Origin of the sequence: Streptomyces sp. (assembly GCF_035563135.1) — a bacterium.
Taxonomy (GTDB): domain Bacteria; phylum Actinomycetota; class Actinomycetes; order Streptomycetales; family Streptomycetaceae; genus Streptomyces.
On sequence record NZ_DATMVN010000008.1, the window covers coordinates 1 to 25,187 of the forward strand.

Below are 25,187 nucleotides of genomic sequence, written 5' to 3' on the forward strand. Positions count from 1 at the left end.
CGCCCGTCGAGGAGCAGCGTCCGGTGCGTGCTCCCGATGGACGGCCGGAAGCCTTCGTCCGGGACGTACTCGGGTTTTCGCCCGGTGCGGCGGGTGGACGTGCCGGGCGTCGCGACGAGGCGAACCCCGGCCGGTGCGGCACTAGAGTGCGGACCATGGCAGAGAGCACGGAGCACAGGGCCGCGGGCACGCCCGACGCCGGCCCCCTCGACCCCCGTCGCTGGCGTGCGCTGGCCGTCTGCCTGGTGGCGGGCTTCATGACGCTGCTGGACGTCTCCATCGTCAACGTGGCGCTGCCGTCCATCAAGGAGGGCCTCGACACCCCGGAATCGGACCTCCAGTGGGTCCTGTCCGGATACGCGCTCGCCTTCGGCCTCGTCCTCATCCCCGGCGGACGCCTGGGGGACGCGCGGGGGCGGCGCGCGGTGTTCATGGCGGGGCTGACCCTCTTCACGCTGGCCTCCGCCGCCTGCGGGGCCGCCCAGTCGAGCCTCTGGCTCGTCATCGCCCGGCTCCTCCAGGGCGCGGCGGGCGGACTGCTCTCACCCCAGATCTCCGCGCTGATCCAGCAGATGTTCTCCGGACGTGAGCGGGGCCGCGCCTTCGGCATGTTCGGCACGGTGGTCGGCATCTCCACCGCTGTCGGCCCGCTGCTGGGCGGTCTCCTGATCCAGGGGGCCGGAGCGCAGGAAGGCTGGCGCTGGGTGTTCTACGTCAACCTGCCGATCGGGATCGTCTGCCTCCTGCTGGCCCGGCGGCTGCTCCCCGACACGCCTTCGGCGACCCGGGTACGCCCCCGCGACCTGGACCCCGTCGGAGTCCTGCTGCTGGGGGCGGGGGTCCTCGCCCTGCTGCTTCCGTTCGTCCAGGCCCAGCAGTGGCCGGGCCAGGAGAAGTGGCTCCTCGTGGCGGTCGCCGCGGTCCTGCTCACGGCGTTCGTCGCCTGGGAGTCCCGCTGCACGCGACGCGGCGTCCAGCCGGTGCTGAACCTTTCACTCTTCCGGCTCCGGTCCTTCTGGCTGGGCTGCCTGATGATCCTCCTGTACTTCGCCGGCTTCACCTCGATCTTCTTCATCAGCACGCTCTACCTGCAGTCCGGACTGCACTACAGCGCCCTGGAGGCGGGCCTGGCGATCACTCCGTTCGCCCTGGGGGCCGGCGCGTCGGCGAGCATCGGAGGCCGGCTGGTCGGCCGCTTCGGGCGGCCCCTCATCGTCGTAGGACTCACCATGGTGGCCGCCGGACTCGGGCTGACCGCGCTGGCCGCGCATCTGGTGCCGGGCCGGGGCGCCGGGCTCGCGATGGCGGCCCCCCTCTTGCTGGCCGGCCTGGGAAGCGGACTCGTCATCGCCCCCAACCAGACCCTCACCCTCTCCGAGGTGCCGGTCGAGAACGGGGGCAGCGCCGGCGGCACCCTCCAGACCAGCCAGCGCGTCGGCTCGTCCATCGGGATCGCCGCGGTGGGCTCGCTCTTCTTCGCCCAGCTGGGCCCCGGCGACTGGGCGGCGGCCTACGACCACGGGCTGCTCGTCTCGGTCGCGTTCGTCCTCGCCGGCCTGATCGTGGCTCTGGCCGATGTCGCGGCGGGCAGGCGGGGAAGGAAACGTGACCAGACGTCCGACGCCACCGACGCCCCGAGGGGAACACCATGAGCGACAACGAGGACCAGGAGCAGGGCGGGAACACCGCGTACGGCCGCAAGCCCTTCAAGCGCTCCCGCAGCCACTTCGCCGACCGCATCACCGCCGACGGCCGGGACGGCTGGCCCGTCGAGGCCGGACGCTACCGCCTGGTCGTCAGCCGGGCCTGCCCCTGGGCGAGCCGGGCCCTGGTCTCACGCCGGCTGCTCGGGCTGGAGAGCGCCCTCTCCCTGGCCGTCACCGACCCCGTCCAGGACGACCGCAGCTGGCGCTTCACCCTCGACGAGGGCGGCAAGGACCCGGTGCTCGGCATCGGCTACCTGAGTGAGGCCTACGACGCACGGGAGCGCGACCACCCGGGCGGGGTCAGCGTCCCCGCGGTCGTCGACGTACCGACCCGGGCCCTGGTCACCAACGACTACCAGCAGATCACGCTCGACCTCGCCACCGAATGGACCGCTCTGCACCGTCCCGGCGCCCCCGACCTCTACCCGGAGCGGCTGCGCGACGAGATCGACACGGTGATGGACGGCATCTACCGGGACGTCAACAACGGCGTCTACCGCGCGGGGTTCGCCGCCGGACAGGGTGAGTACGAGGCGGCGTACGTCGATGTGTTCCGCCGCCTGGACCTCGTCTCCGAACGTCTCGCCGGACAGCGCTACCTGGTCGGCGACACGATCACCGAGGCGGACATCCGGCTGTTCACCACCCTGGTCCGCTTCGACGCCGTCTACCACGGGCACTTCAAGTGCAACCGCTCCAAGCTCACCGAGGACCCCGTCCTGTGGGCGTACGTCCGCGACCTGTACCAGACCCCCGGATTCGGCGACACCGTGGACTTCGACCACATCAAACGGCACTACTACGAGGTGCACACCGGCATCAACCCGACCGGCATCGTGCCGCTCGGCCCCGACCTGTCGGGCTGGCTGACCCCGCACCACCGGGAGCAGCTGGGCGGCCGCCCCTTCGGCGACGGCACCCCGCCCGGACCGGTCCCGCCCGGCGAGGAGGTCCCGGCGCGGGGACGGCCCTGACGGGTCACTCCACCCGAGGGGGCGGGGCGTTCACCGCCGCCAGCGGGGAGCGGGCGAGGACGACACAGCCGACGGCGATCAGAGCCGCCCCGGTCAGCTGGGGCAGCAGCCACCACCCGGACCGCAGCTCCTCGCCGAACAGCGTCACCCCGTAGGTGATGCTGATCAGCGCGTCCCCGAGCGTCAGCATCGGCTGCACCGCCACCAGTGAGCCGGCCTGGAGCGCGTTCTGGAGGAGGAACAGCGCACCCACGCCGGCCACCGCGGTGGCGTACAGCTGCCACGCCGTCAGCAAGCCGGTCACCCCCTCGCCGTCCAGCTGCGACATGGCGTCCTTCATCAGCGCGGCGGTCAGCGCGTAACCGCACGCCGCGGCCAGTCCCAGCAGGGCGGCCCGGGCATCACCGGTGGCACCGAGCGCCGCGGCGATCAGCACGGCCTCGAAGATCACGGTCGCCGCCAGCGCCGGGATCCAGGCCGCCCCCTGGACGTCCTCGCTGCCGCCGACCGGCGCGGCGGCAGCCATCCCCAGGGCCAGGCCCAGCGTCACGGCGGCCACCCCGGTCCACACCTGGCGCGGCACCCCGACCCGCATCACGAATCCGGCGACGACCAACGTCGCCGGCAGCTCGATCACGAAGATCGGCTGGACCACGGCGATCGGGCCCGTGGCCAGGGCCACCGCCTGGAAGACGGCGGCCAGGACCACGAGAGCGATCCCGGCGAGCCACACCTTCTGGCGCATCAGATGCCCGAACAGCGACAGACGCATCGTCTCGCTGTCCGGCACACCGAGGGCGGCGCGGCGCTGCAGCACCGACGCGGTGCCGTTGCTGAGAGCGGTCAGGACGGCGAACAGGACACTGATCACCGCCCCATCATGCGGGCCGGCGCCGTCCGGTCGGCGGTGCTGCGGGATGTGGGGGTGTCGCCCGCTCCGGGACGGCGTCCCAGGGCCCGGGTAACCTGTGGCCATGGCCGCCGGACACGCTCCCGTGCTCTCCACCCGCGCGCTCAACAGGGCGACGATGGCGCGCCAGTTGCTGCTCCGGCGCACCGCTGTCCCGGTGAAGGAAGCCGTCAGCCGGCTGGTCGGCCTCCAGGCCCAGAACACCCGGCCGCCGTACTTCCAGCTCTTCTCCAGGCTGGAGAGCTTCGACCCGGCCTCGCTCTCGGCACTGATGGAGTCCCGCGAGGTGGTCAGGATCGTCACCCTGCGCTCCACCCTCCACACGCACACCGCCGAGGACGCGCTCACTCTGCGCCCCCTGGTCCAGCCGGCGCGTGACCGGGAGCTGAACATGTTCCGCGGCGGGCTCACGGGCGTGGACCTGGACCGGCTCGCCTCGCTCGCCAGGGAACTCGTCGAGGAACGCCCGCGCACCATGAGGGAACTCCGGGAAGGGCTGCTCCCGCACTGGCCCAAGGCCGATCCCCGGGCCCTCGCGGTCGCCGCCCGCTGCCGGCTGCCGCTGGTCCAGGTGACCCCGCGCGGGCTGTGGGGGCGCAGCGGACAGGTCGCTCTGACGACCGCGGAGCACTGGCTGGACAGCCCGGCACGGCCGGCGGCCTCGCCCGACACGGCCGTGCTGCGCTACCTCGGCGCCTTCGGGCCGGCCTCGGTGAAGGACATGCAGATGTGGGCCGGGCTCACCCGGATGCGCGAGGTCTTCGAACGCCTGCGGCCCCAGCTGGTCACCTTCCGCGACGAGAGCGGCGTCGAACTCTTCGACCTGCCCGACGCACCGCGCCCCGACCCCGGCACGCCCGCCCCGCCACGCTTCCTCCCCGAGTTCGACAACGTCCTGCTCGGCCACGCCGACCGGACCCGGGTGATCCCGCCCGCGTACAAGGGACGCAACGGCGTCGGCAACCAGTCCTACGGGACCGTCCTGGCCGACGGATTTCTCGCCGCGCTCTGGCGCCTCGACGAGGCCGGGGACGCCGCGACCGTCACGGTGCAGGCCCTGGGCGGACTGGACCGGGCCAGGCGCGAGGAGATCACCCAGGAGGCCGCGGACCTGCTGACGGTGATGTCCCGGGCGTCCGTCCACGACATCCGTTTCGGCACGTTCGCCGACTTCGGGGACTGAGGCGTCCCGCCCGGCACGGCCCGGAACCCGGTCCGGTTCACGGCAGCAGTCCCGCGCGGCGTGCCGCCACCACCGCCTCCAGCCGGGTGTGCGCACCCAGCTTCCGCATCGCGGACCGCAGATAGCTCTTCACCGTCTCCGGCCGCAGCCCCAGCCGCTCGGCCGCCGCGGCGTTCGTCGCGCCCGACGCCACGCAGGCCATCACATCCACCTCGCGCGGCGCCAGCCGTACCCGCCCGGCCGCCGGATCCCGGTCCGTCCCCGCGGCCGACGCCAGCCGCCCGCACACCGCGAGCAGTTCGTCGCGCAGCACCGGGTCCACGATCTTCGGGGCCAGCGCGCGCAGCTCGCGATGCGCCTCGCGGACGTCCTCCCAGGCGCCGGGGCGCGTGCCGGGTTCGGTGAGCTGTTCCCGGGTGGCCGCCAGGAGCTGCCGCACCTCGTCCCGGACGGCCAGGGCCTGTTCCACGTCCCGTGCAGCGGAGGCCGTCGCGTCGAACGTCCGGCCCCCGAGGGCCAGCGGCTCGCGCAGCGCCCCGTACAGCACACCGCGCACCACCCGGCGTACGACGACGGGCACCGCGACGACCGAGCGCAGGCCCTCCGCCGCGACGGCTGTGTCGTACTCATGGCTGATGTGGCGTGACAAGGGGTAGTCCGTGACCGCGCACGGCCGTGACAGGGCGATCGCCTTGCCGCCGAGCCCGCTCCCCGCCGAGATGACCAGTCCGCGCAGCGAGGAGGTCCGTGCCCCGTTCAGCTCGGCGATCCGGGCGTGACGGACGCCGGACAGGAGGCCGCCGAAGACCACCGGCAGCCCGCTGGTCCGGCGCAGCTTCAGCAGGGCTGTCCGCAGCTCGGCCGCCTCCCCCGCTTCCTGCACGCCGATGACTCCCCGTCCTGCCGGCCCCACCCCTGTCCGGGGGTGGTGAGATCCGGGTCACTGTTCGCATGATGGTAGAGGACGGGTTCACGACGAGGAGGGCACATGCCGGCGACGAGTGCGACAGGGGCGTTCCGGGCGGCCCGGGACTTCCTGATCGAGCACCGTGAGGACTACACCACGGCGTACGAGGGCTTCAGCTGGCCCCGGCCCGACCACTTCAACTGGGCGCTCGACTGGTTCGACGTCATCGCCGAGGACAACGACCGCACCGCCCTGCACATCGTGGAGGAGGACGGCGGGCGCACCGAGGTGTCCTTCGCCCGGATGGCGGCCCGCTCCGGCCGGGTGGCGAACTGGCTGAGGGCACAAGGTGTGGCCGCGGGCGACCGGATCCTCGTCATGCTCGGCAACCAGGTCGAGCTGTGGGAGACGGCACTGGCCGCGATGAAGCTGCGTGCCGTCGTCATCCCCGCCACCCCGATGCTGGGGCCGGTGGATCTGCGGGACCGGGTCGAGCGCGGAGAGGTCCGCCACGTCCTCGTACGCTCGGCGGACACCGCGAAGTTCGACGAGGTGCCCGGGGACTACACCCGGATCGCCGTCGGCGCGGACGCCGAGGGCTGGCTCTCCTACGGCGGGGCCGACGACGCGCCCGAGACCTTCACCCCGGACCGGGAGACGGGCGCCGACGAACCCCTGATGCTCTACTTCACCTCGGGCACCACGGCGAGTCCCAAGCTCGTCGAGCACACCCATGTCTCGTACCCGGTGGGCCACTTGTCGACGATGTACTGGATCGGTCTCAAGCCCGGCGACGTCCATCTCAACATCTCCTCACCCGGCTGGGCGAAGCACGCCTGGTCGAATCTCTTCGCGCCGTGGAGCGCCGAGGCCACCGTCTTCGTCTTCAACTACACCCGATTCGACGCCGCCCGGCTGATGGCGGAGATGGACCGCTCGGCGATCACCAGTTTCTGTGCCCCGCCGACCGTCTGGCGGATGCTCATCCAGGCCGACCTGGCGCAGTTGAAGACGCCCCCGCGCGAGGCCGTCGCGGCCGGCGAGCCGCTCAACCCCGAGGTCATCGAGAGTGTCCGGCGCGCCTGGGGCGTCACCATCCGTGACGGCTTCGGCCAGACCGAGACCGCCGTGCAGGTGGCCAACACACCGGGGCAGCGGCTCAAGGCGGGCTCCATGGGGCGGCCCAGCCCCGGATTCAAGGTCGAACTGCTCGATCCGGTCTCCGGTGCTCCGGGCGCGGCGGAGGGAGAGATCTCCCTCGACCTGTCCGGCGCCCCCGTCGGCCTGATGACGGGCTACCACGGAGACCCGGAGCGCACGGCGGAGGCCATGGCGGGCGGCTACTACCGCACGGGTGACATCGGCGCACGGGACGAGGACGGCTACATCACCTATGTGGGGCGGGCCGACGACGTGTTCAAGGCCTCCGACTACAAGATCTCGCCGTTCGAGCTGGAGAGCGCCCTGCTGGAGCACGAGGCGGTCGCCGAGGCCGCGGTCGTACCCGCTCCCGACCCGGTGCGGCTCTCCGTCCCGAAGGCGTACGTGGTGCTCGCCGAGGGCTGGGAGCCGGGACCCGGCACAGCCGAGGTGCTGTTCGCGCACTCCCGGGCGGTCCTCGCCCCGTACAAGCGCATCCGCCGGCTGGAGTTCGCCGAACTGCCCAAGACCGTCTCGGGCAAGATCCGCAGGATCGAGCTGCGCGAGCGCACGGCGCAGGGCACCGGCACCGAGTTCGACGAGGGAGACCCGCGATGAGCGGCCTCTCGTACGCACATGGCACCGGCGGCACCCCTCTGCTCGGCGACACCATCGGACGCAACCTGGACCGGGCGGTCGAGGCGTTCGGGGAGCGGGAGGCCCTGGTCGACGTGGAGTCCGGACGCCGCTGGACCTACGCCGAGTTCGGGGCCGCCGTCGAGGAGCTCGCCCGCGGGCTGATGGCGTCCGGAGTCGCCAGGGGCGACCGGGTCGGCATCTGGGCCGTCAACTGCCCGGAGTGGGTCCTCGTCCAGTACGCCACCGCCCGTATCGGCGCCGTCATGGTCAACATCAATCCGGCCTACCGTGCGCACGAACTGGAGCACGTGCTGCGGCAGGCCGGTGTCTCCGTCCTGGTCGCCTCGCTCTCCCACCGCACCAGCGACTACCGCGCGCTCGTCGGCCAGGTCCGGGCCGACTGCCCGGCGCTGCGGTCCGTCCACCACATCGGCGACCCGTCCTGGGACGAGCTGACCGCTGCTTCCCGGGCCGTGACGGCTGAACAGCTCGCGGCGCGCGAGGCCGAGCTGTCCTGCGACGACCCGATCAACATCCAGTACACCTCCGGCACCACCGGGTTCCCCAAAGGGGCCACGCTCTCCCACCACAACATCCTCAACAACGGCTACTTCGTCGGGGAGTCGCTGGCCTACACCGAGCAGGACCGGGTCTGTCTGCCCGTGCCGTTCTACCACTGCTTCGAGTGGTGCGCCTTCGGGGTACGTGTGACGAGATGACTATGCCATGAATGCCGAGCGCCTGTCAAGTCTCGCGAGGTGATGTGTGATGCAGTTCACAACGACAGAAAGAGCCCCGGCCCCTCGCGTGATGTGCGAGAGAGCCGGGGCTCTGGTCTGTCTGCGTGCCGCTGTGCTGGCCGCTGTCGGTCTGTCCATGCGTGGCCGAGGAGTTGGGGCCGGTCGTCGCCTCGTCGTCTCTCCTGCGGACGCTGAGCGTGTCCCCGGGTGGCTGCGTGGCTGTCGACGTGCGCCGACTCGGGCCGAAGGGGTGGGGGGTGACCCCCTGGCGCCGGTCTTCCGCACCGCTACGTCTTACCGGCAGGCATCTTGCCACCCCTACAGGGTCGCGACCCTCTACCCCGAACGGGCAGGTCAGGCCGACTCTTCCCCGGCCGTGAACGCCTCGGTCTCGTAACGTGCCATCGCCTCGCGCCGCTCCTTCGCATACTGGGCTTCGACGTCCTCGGCGGTGACCCCGATCTTCTCCATGATGGGGTTCAGGACCGTCTCGCTGAAGCGTTCATCCGTCTGAGTGAACAGCCGGCAGTCCGCCTTCAGGTCCGCGCACAGTTTGGCCCGACCAGCCTCGGCGACCGTCTCTTGGATGCGCTCGCGCCAGAAGTTGTGAACCAGGAAGTTACGCCGCTTCAGACTGTTGGTGAGGTCGTTGCCGACCTCCGGGTAGGCGCTGGTGTGTGCCTCCACGCGCTTGATGAGCTTGCCCATCATGTCCTTGAAGCCTTGAGTCCAGGGGTCGCGCATGAGCTGCTCCCCTTGCTCCCGCGCTGTGGTGAGTTTGGTGAGAGCGAGAGCGTTGACGAGTGAATGTTCGAGGCAGTTGGCCTTGTAGATGGCCAGCCCGAAGAGGGCGTACAAGGTCTTGGGGTCCGTGCCGTTGTCGTACTCGTCGTCCGGCTCCGGCTCCTCATGCCAGGTCGGCAGGCGCCTGACCACATACAGTTCGTCCATGGCTTCAGTGTGCTGGCGGGGGGCGCCAATTCGTACTGAGTTTTCACGACTTGGCCAGCCGCCTACGTCAGCCGCCCGCCCTTCGAAGGCCGGGGTGCCTGACCTCGAATTGAAGCCAGGCACCGACTCACCACCCCGAAATTTCGGGGGGTCTCTCAGGGGGTCGATGACCCGATACCCGCCCGCTGCGCCCGCATTCGGCAGGCATCAGAGCACCATCGGGCGTCTGCTCGCCGTCCCTCCAGGGAGGCGCCACAGGCGCCACAGTGGCCAGCCTCGGACCGCTCGACCTCTCGCCCGTCGCGCTGTCGGCAGAGGCGCGAACAGTAGACGTGATCTACGGACCGGGGCTCGAACGACTCAAGGCATCGGGCACAGAGCTCCTCGTTCCATCGGCGGTCGAGTTCCGCTCGGCTCGGGCGGCTCACGCGGCCACCGCCTCGGCGATGGCGAGGGACAGGGGGACGCCGGTACGGCGCTGCGCCTGCCAGGCGTCGAACTTGCGATGGCACGACTTCGCCAACGGTGCGTAGTGGTCGGGGCTGACGGAGTACAGACAGCCGGTCTCGCCGATCTTCGCCGCCGGGTCGGTTCCGAGGTACGCCCAGTCGGTGGCCTGTCGGCCACAGCCGCAGGCGCACTTCCACTCGGCAGCCTTGCCGTGCTCGCGAGTCACGCGGTTGTGGGCACCGATGTACGAGACGTCGTCGCCCTTCCAGGGACGCGAGGAGTGGGAGCGCAACGGCCTGTCGGTCTGCGGGTCGCCGTGCACACGGACGCGCTGGCCATGCGCCAGGCAGAGGCCGCGCACACGGTGCGGACGGCCGCACGACTCGATGCCGCAGAGCTTGCGTCCGTCGGTGGCGATGATCGGGGCGTAGGTAGTGGTGTTCACGATGATTCGGTCTCCTTCGATTGGTGGGGGAGAGGCCGCCTGTCGGCGGCGATGGGTAGGGAGCCAGCGGCGTACGAGGAATGCGCGGCGGCAGGTAGGTGATGGGTGATGCACTGCGAGCCCGAGGCTCCGCCAGGAGCCGACGGGCGGCAGTCCTCGAAGAGCTGCAAGGCGTCTTCGGGAAGTGGGGCCTACGGCCCCCAGAGAGCAAGCGGGCAAGTCGTCTTCGGCTGGTGGCCGCTACGCGGCCCACAGGGGGAGATCTCTTCGCCGCTGCCTCCACGGGAAGTGGCCGCGTACGCGGCCCGTGGACTGAGCGACTACGTCTGTGCCGGACTCCGTCCGGCGATGGCCGAAGACGACGAGGGGCCTGCGAGGCAGTGAGGCGGAGGCGAAGCCGACGACGAAGCCGTGTTCCTACTCTGGCCAAAAGTTCTCGGCAGGACCGGGCTCTTACTCTGGCCAAAAGTTCTTGGCAGGACCGGGCTCTTACTCTGGCCAAAACTTCGGCGTGAACGGCGAGGCGTCAGGCTTCCTACTCTGGCCAAAAGTTCGAGCTGGTCAGGCGGCCTCGTCGAACCAGTCGTCAGCGTCGATCCAGCCCAGCCACTCCGTGGCCCGCTCTCCGGGTTCCAGACTGAACGTCGTCTTCGCACCGCGCTTGAGGCCGATCGTCTCGACCGTCAGCCACCCAGCCTCGACGAGCACCTGAACGCCTCGCTCGGTGTACGCGCGCTCTCGACCGGCGCTGTCCCGGACGCCCACGGCGTCGGCCAGGGAGCGCCACGGCACGGTTACGCGGGAGTCCTCACCGCAGAGCCGGGCAAGCTGCTTCGCCACCAGTTGGCCGCTGCGAGGAACGCACTGGATCACGTCGGCGTACCACCGGGCAGCCTGACCGTTCGGCGGGTAGTGCTCGGTCGCCAGGGCATACCCGCGCTTCCGCAGCTTGGCTCGGCTCTCCTCGATCTTGGGGAACAGGTCTTCCAGCATCGGCTACCGCACCGGCCGAGCAAGCTGCCAGATGTCGTAATCGAGGCGCCGGAGGAACCCCTCCTCCTGAAGGGAGCGAAGCCCGGACTCGAACTCGGCTGCGGGTATCGAGCACTTCCGGGCCAGCTTCCGAGGGGAGAGCCGGAACGGCTCGCTCGCGGGGAGCGTGAGGTACCGGGATGCGTAGCCGACCCAGGAAGGAGCGGCGGGATCGTTGGTCGTGGGCACGGGTGTGCAACCTCCTTCAAGAGGCCGAGGGCAGCGCGTAGCTACGCCTCGGCAATGTGGTGTTGATGTCTGAGCAGGGTGCGCCAGCAGGCCCTTTCCCAAAGGCGGGGAAACGGCCGGCTGGCAGGTGCGGGGGATTGGTCAGGCGCTGCGAGACGCGAGGAGCTCGGCCACCTCGACGAGAGCGCCGACAGTGATCGACGCTCCCTTGATGGGGCTCATGCGGCCGTCGGCCGTCTTGCGGAGCAAGAGCCGTTGATCGAAGCCGAGGGACACTTGCACGACCGTGCCGACCGGCAGGGTGGCCAACATGTCGGGCGTCAGCCACCGGGCCTCGGTGTAGGTCTTGCGGCTCATGCCGCGAGCTCGGCGTGAACTCGGGAGGCACGCGCCCAGGAGAGCCGTAGCTCCGTCTGCATGGCGGAGACGGTGAGCTTCCGGCCGGTGCGCGCGTAGGTCTGGGCAAGCTCCTTCGCCTGCTCGATGACGACAGCTTCGGAGCGGCGGGAGGGCAGGGACTTCCCCTCGGTCTTCTTCCCTGCCGGTGCCTTCCTCTCGACGTGGGGGACAGGCTTCGCCTCGACGGCAGGGATGAGGGAGACGACCACGCGAGATGCAGCCTCGGCCGACAGGACGAGGGCCAGGGTCGCCGTCAGTCCGTAGGCGACGAGCAGGGGAACGGGCTCCTCGCCGTACCGGCCGGACAGCGCATGGGCCACGTTGACCAGGGCCGAGGAGAGTCCGAACAGGACCACGCTCACGATGGCGAAGCGGCGGCCTCGGCGGTCAGTGAGGACGAGAGCGCCGAGTAGTCCTACGAGGGTGCCAGCGTCCGGCAGGAGAGCCCAGGAGACGGCCGCGTACTGCGGGAGGCCGATGGCCTGTGCGGCTGCCAGTGCGGCGGGGAACGTGCTCACGAACGCGAGAGAGGCAACAAGGGAGAGGGCGATCAGAAGTAGGACAGTGGCAACCTTCTTCGGTGCCGGGGTGTTCGGGACGGACATGCGGGGTTGTTCCTCCTTGGGTTGGCATACGAAGAGGCGCCCCCTGTCAGGCAGGGAGCGCCTCGGTCGGGCGGGGTTGGTCAGCCGGTCTTGCGCGCCGGTGCTCCCGGCGTGAGGAGCAGATCAACGGTTGTGCGTACGAGCGTGACGAGAGCGGCGATGTAGGCGACGAGCATGACGACGACGAACACGAGGTACCTCCTGTGTCTGACGGCCCCTGAACGGGCCGCTCAGCACCGCCCCCAGCGCGGACCTGCCAGGGACGACACTCAACGGCCGATCAGAGGCTCATCGGTACAGGCTCGTGAAGACGTCCATGCCGCTCTGCGGCCCAGCCTCGGACAGCGTGGATCGCCTCGACGCGTACCAGTCGTCACGCCGAGCCTTCAGCTCCGGGTCGACGTTCGGGTCCTCAATCTGCTTCACGGTGAAGCGGACTTCGTCCTTCTCCAGGCCGTCCCCCACGCTCCGCATGAGGACGTTCAAGGAGTCGGGGTTGCGGACCTCTCCGCCAACCTTCCGCAGCGCCCGGACGACGCGCTCAGGGACGATGTCGCGGTGCTCGGGGCGTCGGTACAGTGTGACGGTGACGTCTGCGCTGTACGTGACGCCAGGGAACGTCGTGCGGCGCTTGTACTGCCGGTCGTCGTACGTGCCATCCCAGGAGCTTTCCGACTGGCTGACGATCAGGACCGGAGCGTCGGCCTCGGTCGGCACGAGGGCGCGCACGTCGGCGAAGGTCGAGAACACCTGCGCGGCGGGGAAGGTGTTCGCCTCCAGGAGAGCGGACGCCACCGCCTTCGCCACCTTCTTGTCGGACGGGGGAAGGGCGCGCTCGGCGCGCTGGATGCGCGGGTCTTCGCCGTCAGGGTTGGTGCTGTTGATGTGCTTGTTCGCGAGGAGCTTGGCGCGCTCCTCGGCGGCCAGCGCCTCGGCGAACTCCTGAGCTGAAGCTGTCTCGACGCCGCGAGCGAAGCGGCCTCGCATCGCGCTCACTCGGGCGGCGGCCTCGAAGTACTCATCGTTCCATCGCTCGATGTCGTCACGGAGCTCGGAGAGCTCCGCCTGCGCCTTGCTCGCCTTGAGGGCGGCGTCCCGTTCGGCCGCCTCGATGGCGTCGGCGAAGGTCTTGGTCATCATCTTGGTTGCCACTGTGTTGGTCTCCATTCGGTTGGGATGTGCTTCCAGCCGGCCGTTTGGCCGCATGGCTGGCGTTGGCCCTGAGCGGGCACAGAAAAGCCCTCGTGGCCATCGGGGGCCAGGAGGGCGTAGAGGCTTGCGAGAGGGCGGCCTGTCGGCCGCCTCGGGGTCAGTGGCGACGTCCGCGCCAGGCGGCGTAGGCGCGCTCCCACTCCGCCCAGTTGTTCCAGATGTGTTCGGTGTTCAAGGCCAGTGCAGGGCGACGCTCCGCGTCGTAGTCCCACGCTTCGGGGAGGACGCCCTCATGGCGGCAGTGGAGCAGGAAGGTGCGGAGGAGTGGGCGCTTCATGCCCAGCCATTCAGCGGCTCGGGTGCTTCCCACCCAGTGGCCGGTAGAGCGTCGGCTCATCGAGCACCACGTTCCTTGACGGCACGGGCGATGACGTCTTCGCGGTAGACGATCGTTCCGCCGACGCGCACGTATGTGGGGCCTCGCCCCTCCGAACGCCAGACCCTCATCGTGGCCGGTGCGATGCCGAGCCGACGAGCGGCTTCCGGGGTGGTCAGGTACTTCCCATCGAGATCCACTTGCGGGACCTCCCTTCATGTAGACAGCGGTGATGTTCTGTTGAGAGCAAATGAGAGAGGCCCTGCCGAGACCCAGGAGGTGGGAGGTCTCGGCAGGGCTTCTCTGTGAGGAGCACTCGGCGGGAGGAGTAACGCCGGGCTCGACTCGGGGAAGACAGGGTGAGAGAGGCCCTGTCGTTGAAGGCTTGGGGTAAGTGGCTGGAGTTTCGGCTTACGGCCCCGTCAGGGGCCCAGCGCCTACGAGGCTTGGTCGCTCGCTTCGCTCGCTCCCTACCTACTGATACGGAGCGAGTAGGCCGGAAGTTTCCGTCACTGGCGCGTGACGCCAGTCACGCCCACGGCAAGGGTCGCTCGGCTGCGCCTCGCTCCTCCTACTTACAAGGATCGGATGAGCGGGGCATCCTGGAAGCGATCCATTGAAAGTGTGACGCCGGTCATGTCCAGTGCCGGGGTCGCTCGGCTGCGCCTCACTCCACCTACTGATACGGAGGGCGCGGGTCGCCAGTCCGGGTGCTTCCAGCGTGACGCCAGTCACGCTCTGCCGCCGGAGTCGCTCGCTCCCTCTACTTACTGGTGGGAGTTGATCTTGAGTTTGTCCGGATGCTTCTGCCGTGACGTCGGTCACGTCACACCCCGAACGGCCGGCTGGCACGCTCCGCGCACAAGACAGAGCCCCCATCAGCCACGGGGGGAGGCCGACGAGGGCTCTGCGACCGGCACACCTCGGAGTCTCGCTCGCCGTCCCGAGGAGTGCCGGAGCTCTACTCGGCGCGCTCGACGAGGGCGAACGAGGTGCAGAGGCGCCGGAACCTCCCGTGTCCAGTCCGGCCGGTATGGCTCATGCAGTCGACGTCCACGGCCGCGCCGTCCGTCGAGGGTGACGCCTTCCACTCGCACTCGTACGCCAGACACTCGGCCTCGAAGGTGACGTCAGTATCCGGGTGCTGCGTGATCCGGTGCTTCACGAAGCGGACGATGGAGCGGGTCAACGCCCCCTCCTCGTTCGGTGCGGGTGGTTGCGGATCTCCACATCGGCGTCTGTCGCCCCCGACAGGTCCCCTCTGTCCCGCGCCGCCTGTCGCTGCTCGACCAGTGCCGTGCACACTTCGCAGTTCACCGCCGCTTCGGGAGGCGGGAGCGGAAGCGCCAGGTTCACCGGTCCCGACATCGCCGTCTGTCGTGCGCTCATTCCGTGCGACCTCCCCGGTTGCGTGTCTCGGGATGAGCATCGCCCGAGAGCCGGGCAAGGTGACGCTTCATGCCCGTTGTCGACTGAACTCACGCACGGCAGGAAGCGGACCACTCGGCGAGCTTCGCTCTCGCCTCCTCGCCGAAGAGGGTGCACGCCTCGTATCTGGCGAACTCCTCGACATGCGTCCGTACGTCCCTCGGGTCACGGAACACCATCACGCCCGTGGACATCTCCGCCGTGGCCAAACGGTCGTCGTAGATCGTGAAGGTGTTCAACGGGCACCCCGGCAACGGGGTGTCCATCGGGATCACCCCGAGGCGCACGTTCGGCAGATGCGTAAGGGAGGCGAGCCGGTCAAGCTGTACGGCCATGGCGTCGGCAGCAAGGAACGGGGACCGTGCCGCCTGCTCGGTCAGCAGGAACGTGAACCGCTTCGAACGGTCGTACAAGACTTCCTGTCGCTCCAGCTTCCGGGCGATGGCCTTGCTGTGGTCGCCAGGGATGTGGGCCAGGCTCGCCCTGATGTACTCCGGCGTCGAGAGTAGGCCGGTGATCATCGAGAGCAGGAAGAACCGGAACTCTGCCGACGACGCTTCGAGCCCCGCCAACTCCCGTTGCTTCTTGTCGAGCCCCTTCCTGCGGAGCCCCCTCGCGTCCTGCCATTCGGTGTTCGCCGTGCGGGCCAGGGAGGCTACTTCCGCCACTACGTCGGGCGGAGCTTCGAGGGCGATCAGGAGCGCCTCGATGTCGACGAGGGTCGGGCGAGTCTGCCCGTTCTCGATGCGGCTCACCTTCGACTGAGACATGGCGCAACGCGCGGCGAGCCGGTCCCCTGAGAGACCGGCCGCCTTGCGTAGATCTCGGAGCATGGAGCCCAGCTCTTGCCGGGACTGGCCGAGCTCCTCGGGCTCGAACGTCACTCGCTCTTCACGTACTCCAGGAAGGGGACCGACTGGGCGATGGCGAGACGCTGGTACTCGATGAACGGCGCAGGATCGCCCTCGTACAGCTCTCGGCCGATCTGCCTGCCGTCGTCCTCGTAGCGCATGAAGACGACCGTCGAGCGGTCGAACATCCAGTAGTCGCCGACGTCGTCCGGCAGCGGATTGGGGCGGTCCGTCAGATCGAGGATGCGGATGTCCTCTCCTGCCGACGCCTGATGCTGGTAGTACCGCTCGAACTCGAAGCGCAGGTAGGCGCTCAACGGCCGACGCACGATGTGGACGCGTCCCACGTTCCGCGTGCTCACCATCTCTGTCCAGGAGTCCACGTACGGGCCAGGGAACCGGGCCCCCGCCTTGAACGCTGCGAACTCCTCGGCCTCCTGCTGAACGAGGTACTGAGGCAGGGTCTCCAGTCGCCACGCTTCCGTCTGGAAGTCGCGGAACTTGGCCTGCCAGTCGTCACCATCCAAGAGCACGGACAGCCTCCCGAAGAACGCTCTCGGGGATCTCCACAAGCCCTTCCCCCTGCGGCGGAGTGAAGGCGCCGGATACGTCGCCTTGCACCACGAACGAGCCGGACGCGGTGCGGTAGACGTTCGGGCAGTCGCCCTGTCCGCACTCGCCGTTCCCGTTGCCGGTGAGTCGGGTAAGCCCTGCACGCTCAGCCATGCGTAACCCCCTGGTCTGTCGGCCCGACCGGGCCGCTCAGGACGACCGTACGAGGGTCGCTCAGAGGCCGTCTACCCATGAACGCGGGTATGCACGTCCTTGCATGAACTGAGGCGCCCAGAGGGCGCACGGGACGCAGAGAGCCCCGCCCTCTCGGTGTGAGGGAACGAGGCCCAATGGTCCGGCAGGCCGGTCGGCTCCGCCTCCCAGCCGGCCGTTACGTGGCGCCTACGCGTTCGGTGCTACATCCTTCCACTCGATGGTGACGTGGTCGTCCACGGTCATGTTCTTCGCGTGCCTGCCTCGCGCCGGATTCAGCGTGACGACACAGCAGAAGTCCACCCACGCCCGGCGCGTCGGGAGGGGCAGGTTCGGCCACCCCTCGATCAGTCCAGCGATGCCCGCCACCGGGTCGATGGGAGGCAGGCCGGTGACGTTCGTCAGCTTGCCCTCGACGGTGTCGAGCTTGGCCCTGATCACCTCGGTACCGGCCGTCATCTGTGACAGGCTGATCGCCCCTTCGGCGTAGGCCAGAGCCAAGCCGTCGAGCCTCTCGCGGAGGTTCTTCGCCTCCACATGCAGCCCTGCCGAGTCGCTGCCCTGCTCCGCGTTCGCTGCCAGGATGGACGGCAGGAAGTCGGGGAACATGAGCCGTGCCAGGACGGAGTTACCAACCCGCTTGTCGGCAAGCTCTCGGGGGGTCCTTGTATGCGTGGCCTTGCACCCGTACACGGGTGCCCCTCGGTAGCCACGGCCGTTGACCTTGTCGGTGCAGTCGTCGTCTCCGCACTGCCCGATGCCCGCGAGCAGGGTTCCGGGCACTCGCCCGGTACGACGTCCACCGGAGAACCGCTCAGGGCTGTTCAGGATGGCTACGCACGCGTAGTGCGTCGCCTCGTCCAGGATCGCGGGCCATTCCGCCTCGCCGACGACGTCGCCCCGGTAGGTGCGCTGTCCGATGTAGCGGGGGGAGGTGAGGAGGTTCTTCACCCCTCGCAGCGTCCAGCCGTCCGCCTTCGTGCTCTGCGCCTTTGAGCGAGGCGAGATCAGACCGGCCTCATTCCAGGCTCGGGCCACGGCAGACAGGGACTCACCGGCAAGGATCATCCGGGCACCCTCGACGATCGCGGCAGCCTCCTTGGGGATCACGGCCATGTGGTCGTCGCCGTAGCCGAAGGGGCGGATACCGGCTGTGTAGGGCTTGCCTGCCCGAGCCGCTTGGACGTTCGACGCGATCTGTCGAATCGCCTTCTGCTCACCCTCGTACGTGGCCCAGGCTGTAACTGTGCGGGCAACCGCACGACCGGCCGGAGTCGACAGGTCCAGGTGCCCAGCGTGGATCGCGTGGACGTTGACCCCGAGGTCGATGACGCGCTCAAGGTCTCGCGTTACGCGGATGAGCCGGTCCGTATGCCAGACCAAGACGGCCTCGGGCTTGGACATCAGCAGTGCCTCGAAGTCGGGGCGGATTTTCCCCTTCGTGGCGCTGATGTCGTTGTCCGCGAAGACCTCCCGCACGGTCCAGCCGCGCGCCTCGGCGAAGGCGCGGCACTCCGCCTCCTGCCTCTCCACGCCGAGGCTGTCGCCGTGGCGATCCTGCGACAGTCGGACGTAGATCGTGACGTTCATCGGGTGCTCTCTCCTGCTCCGGTCTGCGTTCCATGATGGCCGAGCGGGGAGGGGCCAGCCGTAGCCGACCCCTCCCACGGGTTCCCGCTACTCGGTGAGCCGGTCAAGACCGGCGGCCTGTCGCAGTGCCTCGATCGAGCAGGCGACCTCTTCGAAGTCGGGCTCTGTCGTGATCGAGTCGGACAGGTAGAGGCTGAACACCTGACGTCCGTCAGCGGTGACACCTTCGAGGGACAGCCCGCCGTCCTCTCCTTCGAGCGCCTCGACGCCGAGCAGCGCAAGACGTCGCATGACGTCGGCGAGGAGTGCGTCATGCAGGGAGGCGCCACCGGCAGACACGGACAGGTCCTCGGATGCCGGGGGACTGATCAGGACGCCCGTACCGGCGATCACGTCCACGATGGCGGTGAACGGGTGGAGGTCGATCACCTGCCCGCCATCGGGCGCCACGGGTGCAGTCGCCTTGTCCTCGGTTGCGTCTGCCTCGCTTCGAGTGAAGGAGCGGCCGAACGCGTCGCGGTGAGGCTGCGTGTGCCCCGTAGGGAGGGTGCAGGGGAGACGTCGGGCGCCCGGTCCGGGGCGCTCCCAACCGTCGCGACGCAGACCGCACGCGGTCACCGGGGTGCCGACCGTATCGCTCCATCCCACGGCTACCGGGTCGCGGTGCGCACCGCTGTGCCCTGCCATCCGGATGCACCCGAGTCGCTCGTTACCGGGTCGACGCAGACCGCACGCGGTCGTCTGGGGAACTGCGTCATGGGTGGCGTCAGCCTCGCTCTCCGGTCCCTTCGGGACCTCGAAGCCGTAGAGGTAGCGCCACTCGGTGACGTCGCCTCCCACGGTGGCGCCGGAGGTGATCCGGTAGCACTTGCCCAAGCCGTTGTTCTTGGCGTAGCCACGGGCAACCGACGCAGCCTTACGGGAGGGCTCGGCGTCCATGGTCGGGCAGGTGATGTTCACCCACACTGTGCCGTGCTCGGTGGGGCAAACGTCCACCAGGATGGACGGAGCGTCTTCAGCGTCCACGGCCGGAGTCTCGGGAGCCTGCTCCTCCTCCTCGATCTCCTCCGCCACGACCTTGACCCGGACCATGGCGTCAATGACGTACGTGTCGTCGAGCGTGAACCCGAGCTCTCGGGCGCTCTCGGAGGTGAGCTCGACAGAGACCGTCTGCGCCTCGGTGTCGACGTCGACAGAGACGATCTCCCGCTCTCCGTCCTTCCAACTGTCGCGACCGAGGATCATGCCGGGCTTCAGGTCCTGAGCGGGGAAGAGGGTCCACTCGCCCTCGCCGTAGATGCGCTCGACGTGCCGCTGTGCAAGCTCCTTCACGTCCAGGAGGCGACGACCGCCGAACGTGTGACCGAAGCCGACGACAGTCCCGACCCATGCGCCACCCGTCGCTTCCTTGCGGGCCGTGGCGATGCGCCTGCCGTTGTGCGTGGCGTAGTACGTGCTGGGCTTGGCGTCCTTGTGCCAGGTGAGTTCCATGCTGTGCCGCCTTCGTGTGTGCTTCGAAGGCTTACCACTGCTTCGGCATGGTCATGGGCAACCTCGGTATCACCTCGCACGGTGCCTGCATCGTCATCCCCGCGCCGTCCTTCGAACCCGCCGCCGTGCTGGCAGCGGTCCAGCAGGAGCGCTGCACCTCGCTCTACGGCGTGCCCACGATGTTCATCGCGGAGCTCGGTCTCCCGGATTTCGCGTCCTACGACCTCTCCTCGCTGCGCACGGGGATCATGGCCGGATCGCCCTGCCCGGTCGAGGTGATGAAGAGGGTCATGGCGCAGATGCACATGGACGAGGTGTCCATCTGCTACGGCATGACGGAGACCTCTCCCGTCTCCACCCAGACCCGCAGGGAGGACGATCTGGAGCACCGCACCGGCACGGTCGGACGGGCGATGCCGCACATCGAGGTGAAGGTCGTCGACCCGGCGACGGGCGTGACCCTGCCGCGCGGTGAGGCCGGTGAACTGTGCACCCGTGGCTACAGCGTGATGCTCGGCTACTGGGATCAGCCGGAGCGGACCGCCGAAGTCATCGACGCGGGACGCTGGATGCACACGGGGGACCTCGCGGTGATGCGGGAGGACGGGTACGTCCAGATCGCCGGCCGGATCAAGGACATGATCATCCGTGGCGGGGAGAACGTCTATCCGCGCGAGATCGAGGAGTTCCTCCACGGTCATCCGAAGATCGCGGACGTCCAGGTGGTCGGGGTGCCGGACGACAGGTACGGCGAGGAGATCCTGGCCTGCGTCATTCCCCGCGATCCGGCCGATCCGCCGGCGCTCGACGAGCTGGCCGCGTACTGCCGTGAGCGGTTGGCGCACTACAAGATTCCGCGCGCCCTGCGGATCCTGGAGGCCTTCCCGATGACGGTCAGCGGCAAGGTCCGGAAGGTCGAGCTGCGGGAAGGGTACGGCGCGTAGCCCGGACGGGGGGCCGCGGCGTCAGGCGGCTTCGATGACGCCGGAGCCTATGCCCTGGGTCGCCGCCGCCCACTCGATGAGCAGCACTTCGTACTCCGCGGCCTCCACCGGCGTCCAGTCCTGGCCGGCCCGTGAGTCGACGAGTGCGCGGATCGCCTCGTTGGCCTCGACGGCGGAAGGGTGGGCGGGCTGGGTCAGGAAAGCAGGGGCGTAGTGGGTGGGATGCCGAGGAGTTAAGACCATGCCTTCACTCTACGTCCTCATACTGACAACAGCTCGAACATATGCGCCTGGCAGGGCGTAGGTGACCGAAATCATTCGACGGGGCGTGAGGTCAGGGCCCGGTGCTGACCAGCTCGTCCGCGGGGCCGTTCGCCGGCTGCGGCGTCCCGGTGAGGTCCAGGACGAACAGCGGGACGGCGAGGCCGTCCGCGCGTGAGCGGGCCTCGTCCGTGTAGCCGGCCAGGGAGAACAGCGCGCCGGACGCCGAGGTGTTCAGGGCGTTCAGCCAGAGGCACTCGACATCCCGCAGGGCGGTCGGCCGCGTGGTCGCGTCGACCTGGGCGACGAGTCCGGCGGCTCTGAGGTCGATCCGGGAGCCGGTGCGCACCTCGGACCGGACGACGTCGCAGAAGCCCAGCCACTTCAGGTACAGCGCCGCCGTGTTCACCGCGTCGCGGGCCGTGCGTATCACCAGGGGCCGGAAGGGCGGCCGCGGATGAGCGGCCGTGCGCGGCAGCGGTATGTGCGACGGGTCGGCCGGACCCGTCGTGGTGGGCGGCGTGGTGTGACCGCGCGTGGCCACCGGGCGCACGGGGATGCGGAGAACCGTTCCGCAGGGGCAGCAGAGTTCGGGGTGCGGCCACTGGTCGCGGCGCCCGCAGGAGTGGCACCGCACGCTCACCCAGTCGTCGTTCCACGTGCGGTGCGTGATGGGGACGGCCGGGGCGCCGCGCATCAGCGGTGGGGCGGTCGGGGAACCGCACGGGCAGGGGTACACGGGAGTGATGTATGCGTGATCCCTGCGGCAGGCCGGGCAGCGCACCGGTACGGACTCCACGTGCTGCCCCTTCCCTCCGCCCCTGTGGCGGCGACTGCGTTCCGTGCCTCCATCGTCCACCAGGAGCGACGGCCCGGGGAGGAAATCGCGCACTTCGGCCCGGCTCTCCGCGCCCCTTTCTCCGCCCTCCCTTGACGGCTGTCCCGAGTCGCCCTAAGTTGATTCCGTATAGCAGAACTAATTTTCCATAATGCGGAATTGGCGCTCTCAGGTGGCGCGACAGAGCCCGACTCCACCAGGTCCGAGCAGGAGCACTCATGCCTCGTATGACCGCTGCCCGAGCGGCAGTTGAGATCCTCAAGCGCGAAGGCGTCAGCAACGCGTTCGGCGTGCCGGGTGCGGCGATCAACCCGTTCTACGCGGCCCTCAAGGCCTCCGGCGGGGTGCGGCACACCCTGGCCCGCCATGTCGAGGGCGCCTCCCACATGGCGGAGGGCTACACCCGCGCCGCGGCCGGGAACATCGGCGTCTGCATCGGTACGTCGGGGCCCGCCGGCACCGACATGATCACCGGCCTCTACTCCGCCATCGCCGACTCGGTCCCGATCCTGTGCATCACCGGCCAGGCGCCGACCGCCGTCCTCCACAAGGAGGACTTCCAGGCCGTCGACATCGCGTCGATCGCCGCGCCGGTGACCAAGGCCGCGACCACCGTCCTGGAGGCCGCCCAGGTCCCGGGCGTCTTCCAGCAGGCCTTCCACCTGATGCGCACGGGCCGGCCGGGGCCGGTCCTCATCGATCTGCCGATCGACGTGCAGCTCACCGAGATCGAGTTCGACCCCGAGCTGTACGAGCCGCTGCCCGTCCACAAGCCCGCCGCGAGCCGCAAGCAGATCGAGCGGGCCGTGGAGATGCTCAACGCCTCCGAGCGGCCCCTGCTCGTCGCGGGCGGCGGCATCATCAACGCCGACGCGTCACAACTCCTGGTCGAGTTCGCCGAGCTGACCGGCGTCCCGGTCGTCCCCACCCTGATGGGCTGGGGCATCCTCCCCGACGACCACGAGCTGAACGCGGGCATGGTGGGCCTGCAGACCTCGCACCGCTACGGCAACGCGAACTTCCTGGAGTCCGACTTCGTCCTCGGGATCGGCAACCGCTGGGCCAACCGCCACACCGGCAAGCTGGACGTCTACACGAAGGGCCGCACCTTCGTCCACGTCGACATCGAGCCCACCCAGCTGGGCAAGATCTTCGCCCCGGACCTCGGCATCGCCTCCGACGCGAAGGCGGCACTCGAACTCTTCGTCGAGGTGGCGCGGGAGCTGAAGGCGGCCGGAACGCTGAAGGACCGCTCGGTCTGGGCCGCGTCCACGCAGGAACGCCGGGCCGCGCTGCAGCGCCGCACCCACTTCGACAACGTGCCGCTGAAGCCGCAGCGGGTGTACGAGGAGATGAACCGGGCGTTCGGTCCCGAGACCCGCTACGTCAGCACGATCGGCCTCTCCCAGATCGCGGGCGCGCAGATGCTGCACGTCTACCGGCCGCGCCACTGGATCAACTGCGGCCAGGCCGGGCCGCTGGGCTGGACGATCCCCGCCGCGCTGGGCGTGGCCACGGCCGACCCGGACGGTTCCGTGGTCGCCCTCTCCGGCGACTATGACTTCCAGTTCATGCTGGAGGAGCTCGCCGTCGGCGCGCAGCACCGCATCCCGTACGTCCACGTGCTGGTGAACAACTCCTACCTGGGGCTCATCCGGCAGGCGCAGCGGAACTTCGACATCGACTTCCAGGTCAACCTGGAGTTCGAGAACCTCAACTCCCCGGAGCTGGGCGTCTACGGCGTGGACCATGTGAAGGTCGTCGAGGGCCTGGGCTGCAAGGCCATCCGGGTCACCGAGCCGGACCAGCTGCTGCCGGCCTTCGAGGAGGCGAAGAAGCTCGCTGCCGAACACCGGGTGCCCGTCGTCGTCGAGGCGATCCTGGAGCGGGTCACGAACATCTCGATGAGCGGGAGCGACATCGCATCCGTCAACGAGTTCGAGGACGTGGCGTCCGAGCCGGGCCACGCGCCGACGGCGATCCGCGCACTGACGGTGTCCTGACCCGTCCGCACCACGTGCGAGAGGACCTCGGCGGCCCCGGTGGGGCCGCCGAGGTCCTCTCGGTGCGCCGTCCTCCCGCTGACTACTCGGTCCGTACGGTCGCACCCTTCCTGGAGACCCGGTAGTACTCGGTCGGCGACAGCTTCAGTTCGAAGACCATTCCGTACCGTTCGCGGATGTCCGGCACCGTCGCCGACGCCGGTTCACGCAGGTGCCGTGTGACGGGCGGATCGCTCCCCGTCTGCGGGTCCGGGTCCGCGACCAGCGTCTTCGGGCTGCTGCGCACGGTGTCCCAGGACAGGGTCTGCGAGGGGTCCGAGACCTGGGTGGGTTCCGGCGTGTCCGGACCGGCCGGGTTGGGGCCGCGGCCCCGGTAGTGGTCGACGAGAGCGCGGCGGTAGTGGTCGTGGCCGAACGGAACGGCATCGGCGACGACACCGGCGGAGGAATCCCGGTCCCCGGCGGTGAAGACCCCGTCCAGGACATCGCCGATCTTCCCGGGGCCGGCGCCGTAGTAGGCGGTGACCCGCATGGTGCAGCTGACCCGGTGCCCCTCGTCGCCGCTCGGGAGGAGCCATTGCTTCGCGGCGCCCCCCGCACAGACGTCCTCCACCGTGACCAGCCCGAGCGTCAGGGGCGTCCTTCGGTCGTACGCCTGCACGACGGCTCGCAGGTGTCTCTCCGCCGTCGCCCGGGACTCCTGTGCCCCGGCGCTGCCGGCCAGCTCGCGTAGTTCCCCGGGGCCGGTGGCGCGGTCCTCCGAGGAGCAGGCGGACAGGGCGAGGACGAGGCAGAGACCGAGCAGCGGTCCGATGCGACGACGCACGGCGGGGGAGGCGGGCGCTCGGCTCGTAGTCATATGACCACTGTCATCGGCGAGTCGGCGCGGGTCATCCGTACGCGTACTCATCCGCGCCCGGCCACGGCCCCCCCCGTTATCTTTTTCGCGGTCCTGCAAGAGGGCCGCTGGCCTCCGGGCCTGGATCACGGCTCTGCGCCAGTACGGCGACCAGCGCTCGCAACGTCTGTTCGACCTGCCCGCGGAGGGCCTGCCGGACACGGGCTGAGAGGAGAGGGGACGAGCCGTCGGGACGGTGTCGTGCCGTCACGACGCAGGGGTGGGGTGCACGCCCCACGCGTGCACCCCACCCCTGCGGATCTGTTCACAGCGACCGCGACGGCGGGCTGCGGGCGCAGGCCCGCCCGGTTCCTTCAGGT

26 protein-coding genes and 1 pseudogene are annotated in these 25,187 nt (G+C 69.5%); 7 read left to right on the forward strand and 20 right to left on the reverse strand.

All coding sequences use genetic code 11. The annotated features are described in order from the left end of the window. Positions 1-155 precede the first annotated feature (155 nt). Positions 156-1,652, forward strand: coding sequence for an MFS transporter (locus tag VN520_RS00430; RefSeq protein WP_325744788.1), 1,497 nt, complete (start codon positions 156-158; stop codon positions 1,650-1,652). Beyond that, a complete protein-coding gene (locus VN520_RS00435; protein ID WP_325744789.1) occupies positions 1,649-2,680 on the forward strand; it encodes a glutathione S-transferase family protein in 1,032 nt (343 codons plus the stop codon). The genes VN520_RS00430 and VN520_RS00435 overlap by 4 nt, the downstream gene beginning before the upstream one ends. Before the next feature lie 4 nt (positions 2,681-2,684). Here the strand turns inward: VN520_RS00435 and VN520_RS00440 are convergent, their stop codons facing one another. After that, on the reverse strand, positions 2,685-3,551 hold the full coding sequence (locus tag VN520_RS00440; protein ID WP_325744790.1) for a DMT family transporter: 867 nt from the start codon (positions 3,549-3,551) through the stop codon (positions 2,685-2,687). A gap of 103 nt (positions 3,552-3,654) precedes the next feature. Between VN520_RS00440 and VN520_RS00445 the strand changes: the two genes are divergently transcribed. After that, positions 3,655-4,773, forward strand: a complete 1,119-nt coding sequence (locus VN520_RS00445) for a winged helix DNA-binding domain-containing protein (RefSeq protein ID WP_325744791.1) — start codon at positions 3,655-3,657, stop codon at positions 4,771-4,773. A 37-nt stretch (positions 4,774-4,810) separates the two neighbouring features. On the opposite strand, the gene VN520_RS00450 is transcribed toward VN520_RS00445, so the two are convergent. After that, positions 4,811-5,656: a helix-turn-helix transcriptional regulator gene (locus VN520_RS00450; protein ID WP_325744792.1), complete on the reverse strand. Its 846-nt coding sequence runs from the start codon at positions 5,654-5,656 to the stop codon at positions 4,811-4,813. 105 nt (positions 5,657-5,761) lie between these two features. Between VN520_RS00450 and VN520_RS00455 the strand changes: the two genes are divergently transcribed. Further along, a complete protein-coding gene (locus VN520_RS00455; protein WP_325744793.1) occupies positions 5,762-7,438 on the forward strand; it encodes an AMP-binding protein in 1,677 nt (558 codons plus the stop codon). Then, positions 7,435-8,142 (forward strand): annotated as a pseudogene (locus VN520_RS00460) (AMP-binding protein); the annotation flags it as partial. The gene VN520_RS00455 and the pseudogene VN520_RS00460, both read left to right, overlap by 4 nt. A gap of 411 nt (positions 8,143-8,553) precedes the next feature. Here VN520_RS00460 and VN520_RS00465 read toward each other — a convergent pair. The 15 genes from VN520_RS00465 to VN520_RS00535 form a co-directional block, all read right to left on the reverse strand. Next, complete coding sequence (locus VN520_RS00465) at positions 8,554-9,150, reverse strand: hypothetical protein (protein WP_325744794.1); 597 nt, start codon at positions 9,148-9,150, stop codon at positions 8,554-8,556. Positions 9,151-9,574: 424 nt separating this feature from the next. Continuing rightward, positions 9,575-10,045 (reverse strand): hypothetical protein, encoded by a 471-nt coding sequence (locus tag VN520_RS00470; protein ID WP_325744795.1) that lies wholly within the window; start codon positions 10,043-10,045, stop codon positions 9,575-9,577. A 561-nt stretch (positions 10,046-10,606) separates the two neighbouring features. After that, positions 10,607-11,038 carry a hypothetical protein gene (locus VN520_RS00475; RefSeq protein ID WP_325744796.1) on the reverse strand — a complete coding sequence of 144 codons (432 nt, stop codon included), beginning with the start codon at positions 11,036-11,038 and terminating at the stop codon, positions 10,607-10,609. A 3-nt stretch (positions 11,039-11,041) separates the two neighbouring features. Next, positions 11,042-11,266 (reverse strand): hypothetical protein, encoded by a 225-nt coding sequence (locus tag VN520_RS00480; RefSeq protein ID WP_325744797.1) that lies wholly within the window; start codon positions 11,264-11,266, stop codon positions 11,042-11,044. 141 nt (positions 11,267-11,407) lie between these two features. Beyond that, positions 11,408-11,623 (reverse strand): hypothetical protein, encoded by a 216-nt coding sequence (locus VN520_RS00485; protein ID WP_325744798.1) that lies wholly within the window; start codon positions 11,621-11,623, stop codon positions 11,408-11,410. Further along, a complete protein-coding gene (locus VN520_RS00490) occupies positions 11,620-12,270 on the reverse strand; it encodes a hypothetical protein (RefSeq protein WP_325744799.1) in 651 nt (216 codons plus the stop codon). Before VN520_RS00490 ends, VN520_RS00485 begins: the two co-directional genes overlap by 4 nt. A 288-nt stretch (positions 12,271-12,558) precedes the next feature. Next, a complete protein-coding gene (locus tag VN520_RS00495; protein ID WP_325744800.1) occupies positions 12,559-13,437 on the reverse strand; it encodes a hypothetical protein in 879 nt (292 codons plus the stop codon). Positions 13,438-13,579: 142 nt separating this feature from the next. Continuing rightward, positions 13,580-13,819 carry a hypothetical protein gene (locus VN520_RS00500; protein ID WP_325744801.1) on the reverse strand — a complete coding sequence of 80 codons (240 nt, stop codon included), beginning with the start codon at positions 13,817-13,819 and terminating at the stop codon, positions 13,580-13,582. Further along, a complete protein-coding gene (locus VN520_RS00505) occupies positions 13,816-13,998 on the reverse strand; it encodes a helix-turn-helix domain-containing protein (RefSeq protein ID WP_325744802.1) in 183 nt (60 codons plus the stop codon). Before VN520_RS00505 ends, VN520_RS00500 begins: the two co-directional genes overlap by 4 nt. Positions 13,999-14,759: 761 nt before the next feature. Continuing rightward, entirely contained in the window at positions 14,760-14,987 is a 228-nt protein-coding gene (locus VN520_RS00510) for a hypothetical protein (RefSeq protein WP_325744803.1), read from the reverse strand. A 289-nt stretch (positions 14,988-15,276) separates the two neighbouring features. Beyond that, positions 15,277-16,110 carry a helix-turn-helix transcriptional regulator gene (locus tag VN520_RS00515; RefSeq protein WP_325744804.1) on the reverse strand — a complete coding sequence of 278 codons (834 nt, stop codon included), beginning with the start codon at positions 16,108-16,110 and terminating at the stop codon, positions 15,277-15,279. After that, positions 16,107-16,610, reverse strand: a complete 504-nt coding sequence (locus VN520_RS00520) for a DUF6879 family protein (RefSeq protein WP_325744805.1) — start codon at positions 16,608-16,610, stop codon at positions 16,107-16,109. The genes VN520_RS00515 and VN520_RS00520 overlap by 4 nt, the downstream gene beginning before the upstream one ends. Continuing rightward, positions 16,594-16,803 (reverse strand): hypothetical protein, encoded by a 210-nt coding sequence (locus VN520_RS00525; RefSeq protein ID WP_325744806.1) that lies wholly within the window; start codon positions 16,801-16,803, stop codon positions 16,594-16,596. The genes VN520_RS00520 and VN520_RS00525 overlap by 17 nt, the downstream gene beginning before the upstream one ends. A gap of 228 nt (positions 16,804-17,031) precedes the next feature. Beyond that, entirely contained in the window at positions 17,032-18,432 is a 1,401-nt protein-coding gene (locus VN520_RS00530) for a recombinase family protein (protein WP_325744807.1), read from the reverse strand. Between the two features lie 87 nt (positions 18,433-18,519). Further along, entirely contained in the window at positions 18,520-19,923 is a 1,404-nt protein-coding gene (locus VN520_RS00535) for a hypothetical protein (protein WP_325744808.1), read from the reverse strand. Positions 19,924-19,937: 14 nt separating this feature from the next. Here VN520_RS00535 and VN520_RS00540 point away from each other — a divergent pair, with 14 nt between their 5' ends. After that, complete coding sequence (locus VN520_RS00540) at positions 19,938-20,867, forward strand: AMP-binding protein (protein WP_325744809.1); 930 nt, start codon at positions 19,938-19,940, stop codon at positions 20,865-20,867. A gap of 21 nt (positions 20,868-20,888) precedes the next feature. Here the strand turns inward: VN520_RS00540 and VN520_RS00545 are convergent, their stop codons facing one another. Beyond that, positions 20,889-21,110 carry a hypothetical protein gene (locus VN520_RS00545; protein ID WP_325744810.1) on the reverse strand — a complete coding sequence of 74 codons (222 nt, stop codon included), beginning with the start codon at positions 21,108-21,110 and terminating at the stop codon, positions 20,889-20,891. Positions 21,111-21,201: 91 nt separating this feature from the next. Beyond that, the gene (locus tag VN520_RS00550) at positions 21,202-21,927 is read right to left on the reverse strand and encodes a hypothetical protein (RefSeq protein WP_325744811.1); all 726 of its coding nucleotides are present in this window, start codon (positions 21,925-21,927) and stop codon (positions 21,202-21,204) included. Positions 21,928-22,184: 257 nt separating this feature from the next. On the opposite strand from VN520_RS00550, the gene gcl reads away from it, so the two are divergent. Beyond that, positions 22,185-23,969 carry a glyoxylate carboligase gene (gene gcl, locus VN520_RS00555; RefSeq protein ID WP_325744812.1) on the forward strand — a complete coding sequence of 595 codons (1,785 nt, stop codon included), beginning with the start codon at positions 22,185-22,187 and terminating at the stop codon, positions 23,967-23,969. Between the two features lie 82 nt (positions 23,970-24,051). Here the strand turns inward: gcl and VN520_RS00560 are convergent, their stop codons facing one another. Next, positions 24,052-24,828: a hypothetical protein gene (locus VN520_RS00560; RefSeq protein ID WP_325744813.1), complete on the reverse strand. Its 777-nt coding sequence runs from the start codon at positions 24,826-24,828 to the stop codon at positions 24,052-24,054. Between the last annotated feature and the right edge of the window lie 359 nt (positions 24,829-25,187).

What these genes read in the sequence shown, in the direction of transcription:
- VN520_RS00530 (WP_325744807.1), bottom strand. Translation starts at nt 18,432, where the DNA reads ATGAACGTCACGATCTACGTCCGACTGTCGCAGGATCGCCACGGCGAC.
- gcl (WP_325744812.1), top strand. Translation starts at nt 22,185, where the DNA reads ATGCCTCGTATGACCGCTGCCCGAGCGGCAGTTGAGATCCTCAAGCGC.
- VN520_RS00545 (WP_325744810.1), bottom strand. Translation starts at nt 21,110, where the DNA reads ATGGTCTTAACTCCTCGGCATCCCACCCACTACGCCCCTGCTTTCCTG.
- VN520_RS00435 (WP_325744789.1), top strand. Translation starts at nt 1,649, where the DNA reads ATGAGCGACAACGAGGACCAGGAGCAGGGCGGGAACACCGCGTACGGC.
- VN520_RS00465 (WP_325744794.1), bottom strand. Translation starts at nt 9,150, where the DNA reads ATGGACGAACTGTATGTGGTCAGGCGCCTGCCGACCTGGCATGAGGAG.
- VN520_RS00500 (WP_325744801.1), bottom strand. Translation starts at nt 13,819, where the DNA reads ATGAGCCGACGCTCTACCGGCCACTGGGTGGGAAGCACCCGAGCCGCT.
- VN520_RS00495 (WP_325744800.1), bottom strand. Translation starts at nt 13,437, where the DNA reads ATGGAGACCAACACAGTGGCAACCAAGATGATGACCAAGACCTTCGCC.
- VN520_RS00445 (WP_325744791.1), top strand. Translation starts at nt 3,655, where the DNA reads ATGGCCGCCGGACACGCTCCCGTGCTCTCCACCCGCGCGCTCAACAGG.
- VN520_RS00430 (WP_325744788.1), top strand. Translation starts at nt 156, where the DNA reads ATGGCAGAGAGCACGGAGCACAGGGCCGCGGGCACGCCCGACGCCGGC.
- VN520_RS00535 (WP_325744808.1), bottom strand. Translation starts at nt 19,923, where the DNA reads ATGGAACTCACCTGGCACAAGGACGCCAAGCCCAGCACGTACTACGCC.
- VN520_RS00490 (WP_325744799.1), bottom strand. Translation starts at nt 12,270, where the DNA reads ATGTCCGTCCCGAACACCCCGGCACCGAAGAAGGTTGCCACTGTCCTA.
- VN520_RS00455 (WP_325744793.1), top strand. Translation starts at nt 5,762, where the DNA reads ATGCCGGCGACGAGTGCGACAGGGGCGTTCCGGGCGGCCCGGGACTTC.
- VN520_RS00525 (WP_325744806.1), bottom strand. Translation starts at nt 16,803, where the DNA reads ATGGCTGAGCGTGCAGGGCTTACCCGACTCACCGGCAACGGGAACGGC.
- VN520_RS00560 (WP_325744813.1), bottom strand. Translation starts at nt 24,828, where the DNA reads ATGACTACGAGCCGAGCGCCCGCCTCCCCCGCCGTGCGTCGTCGCATC.
- VN520_RS00475 (WP_325744796.1), bottom strand. Translation starts at nt 11,038, where the DNA reads ATGCTGGAAGACCTGTTCCCCAAGATCGAGGAGAGCCGAGCCAAGCTG.
- VN520_RS00485 (WP_325744798.1), bottom strand. Translation starts at nt 11,623, where the DNA reads ATGAGCCGCAAGACCTACACCGAGGCCCGGTGGCTGACGCCCGACATG.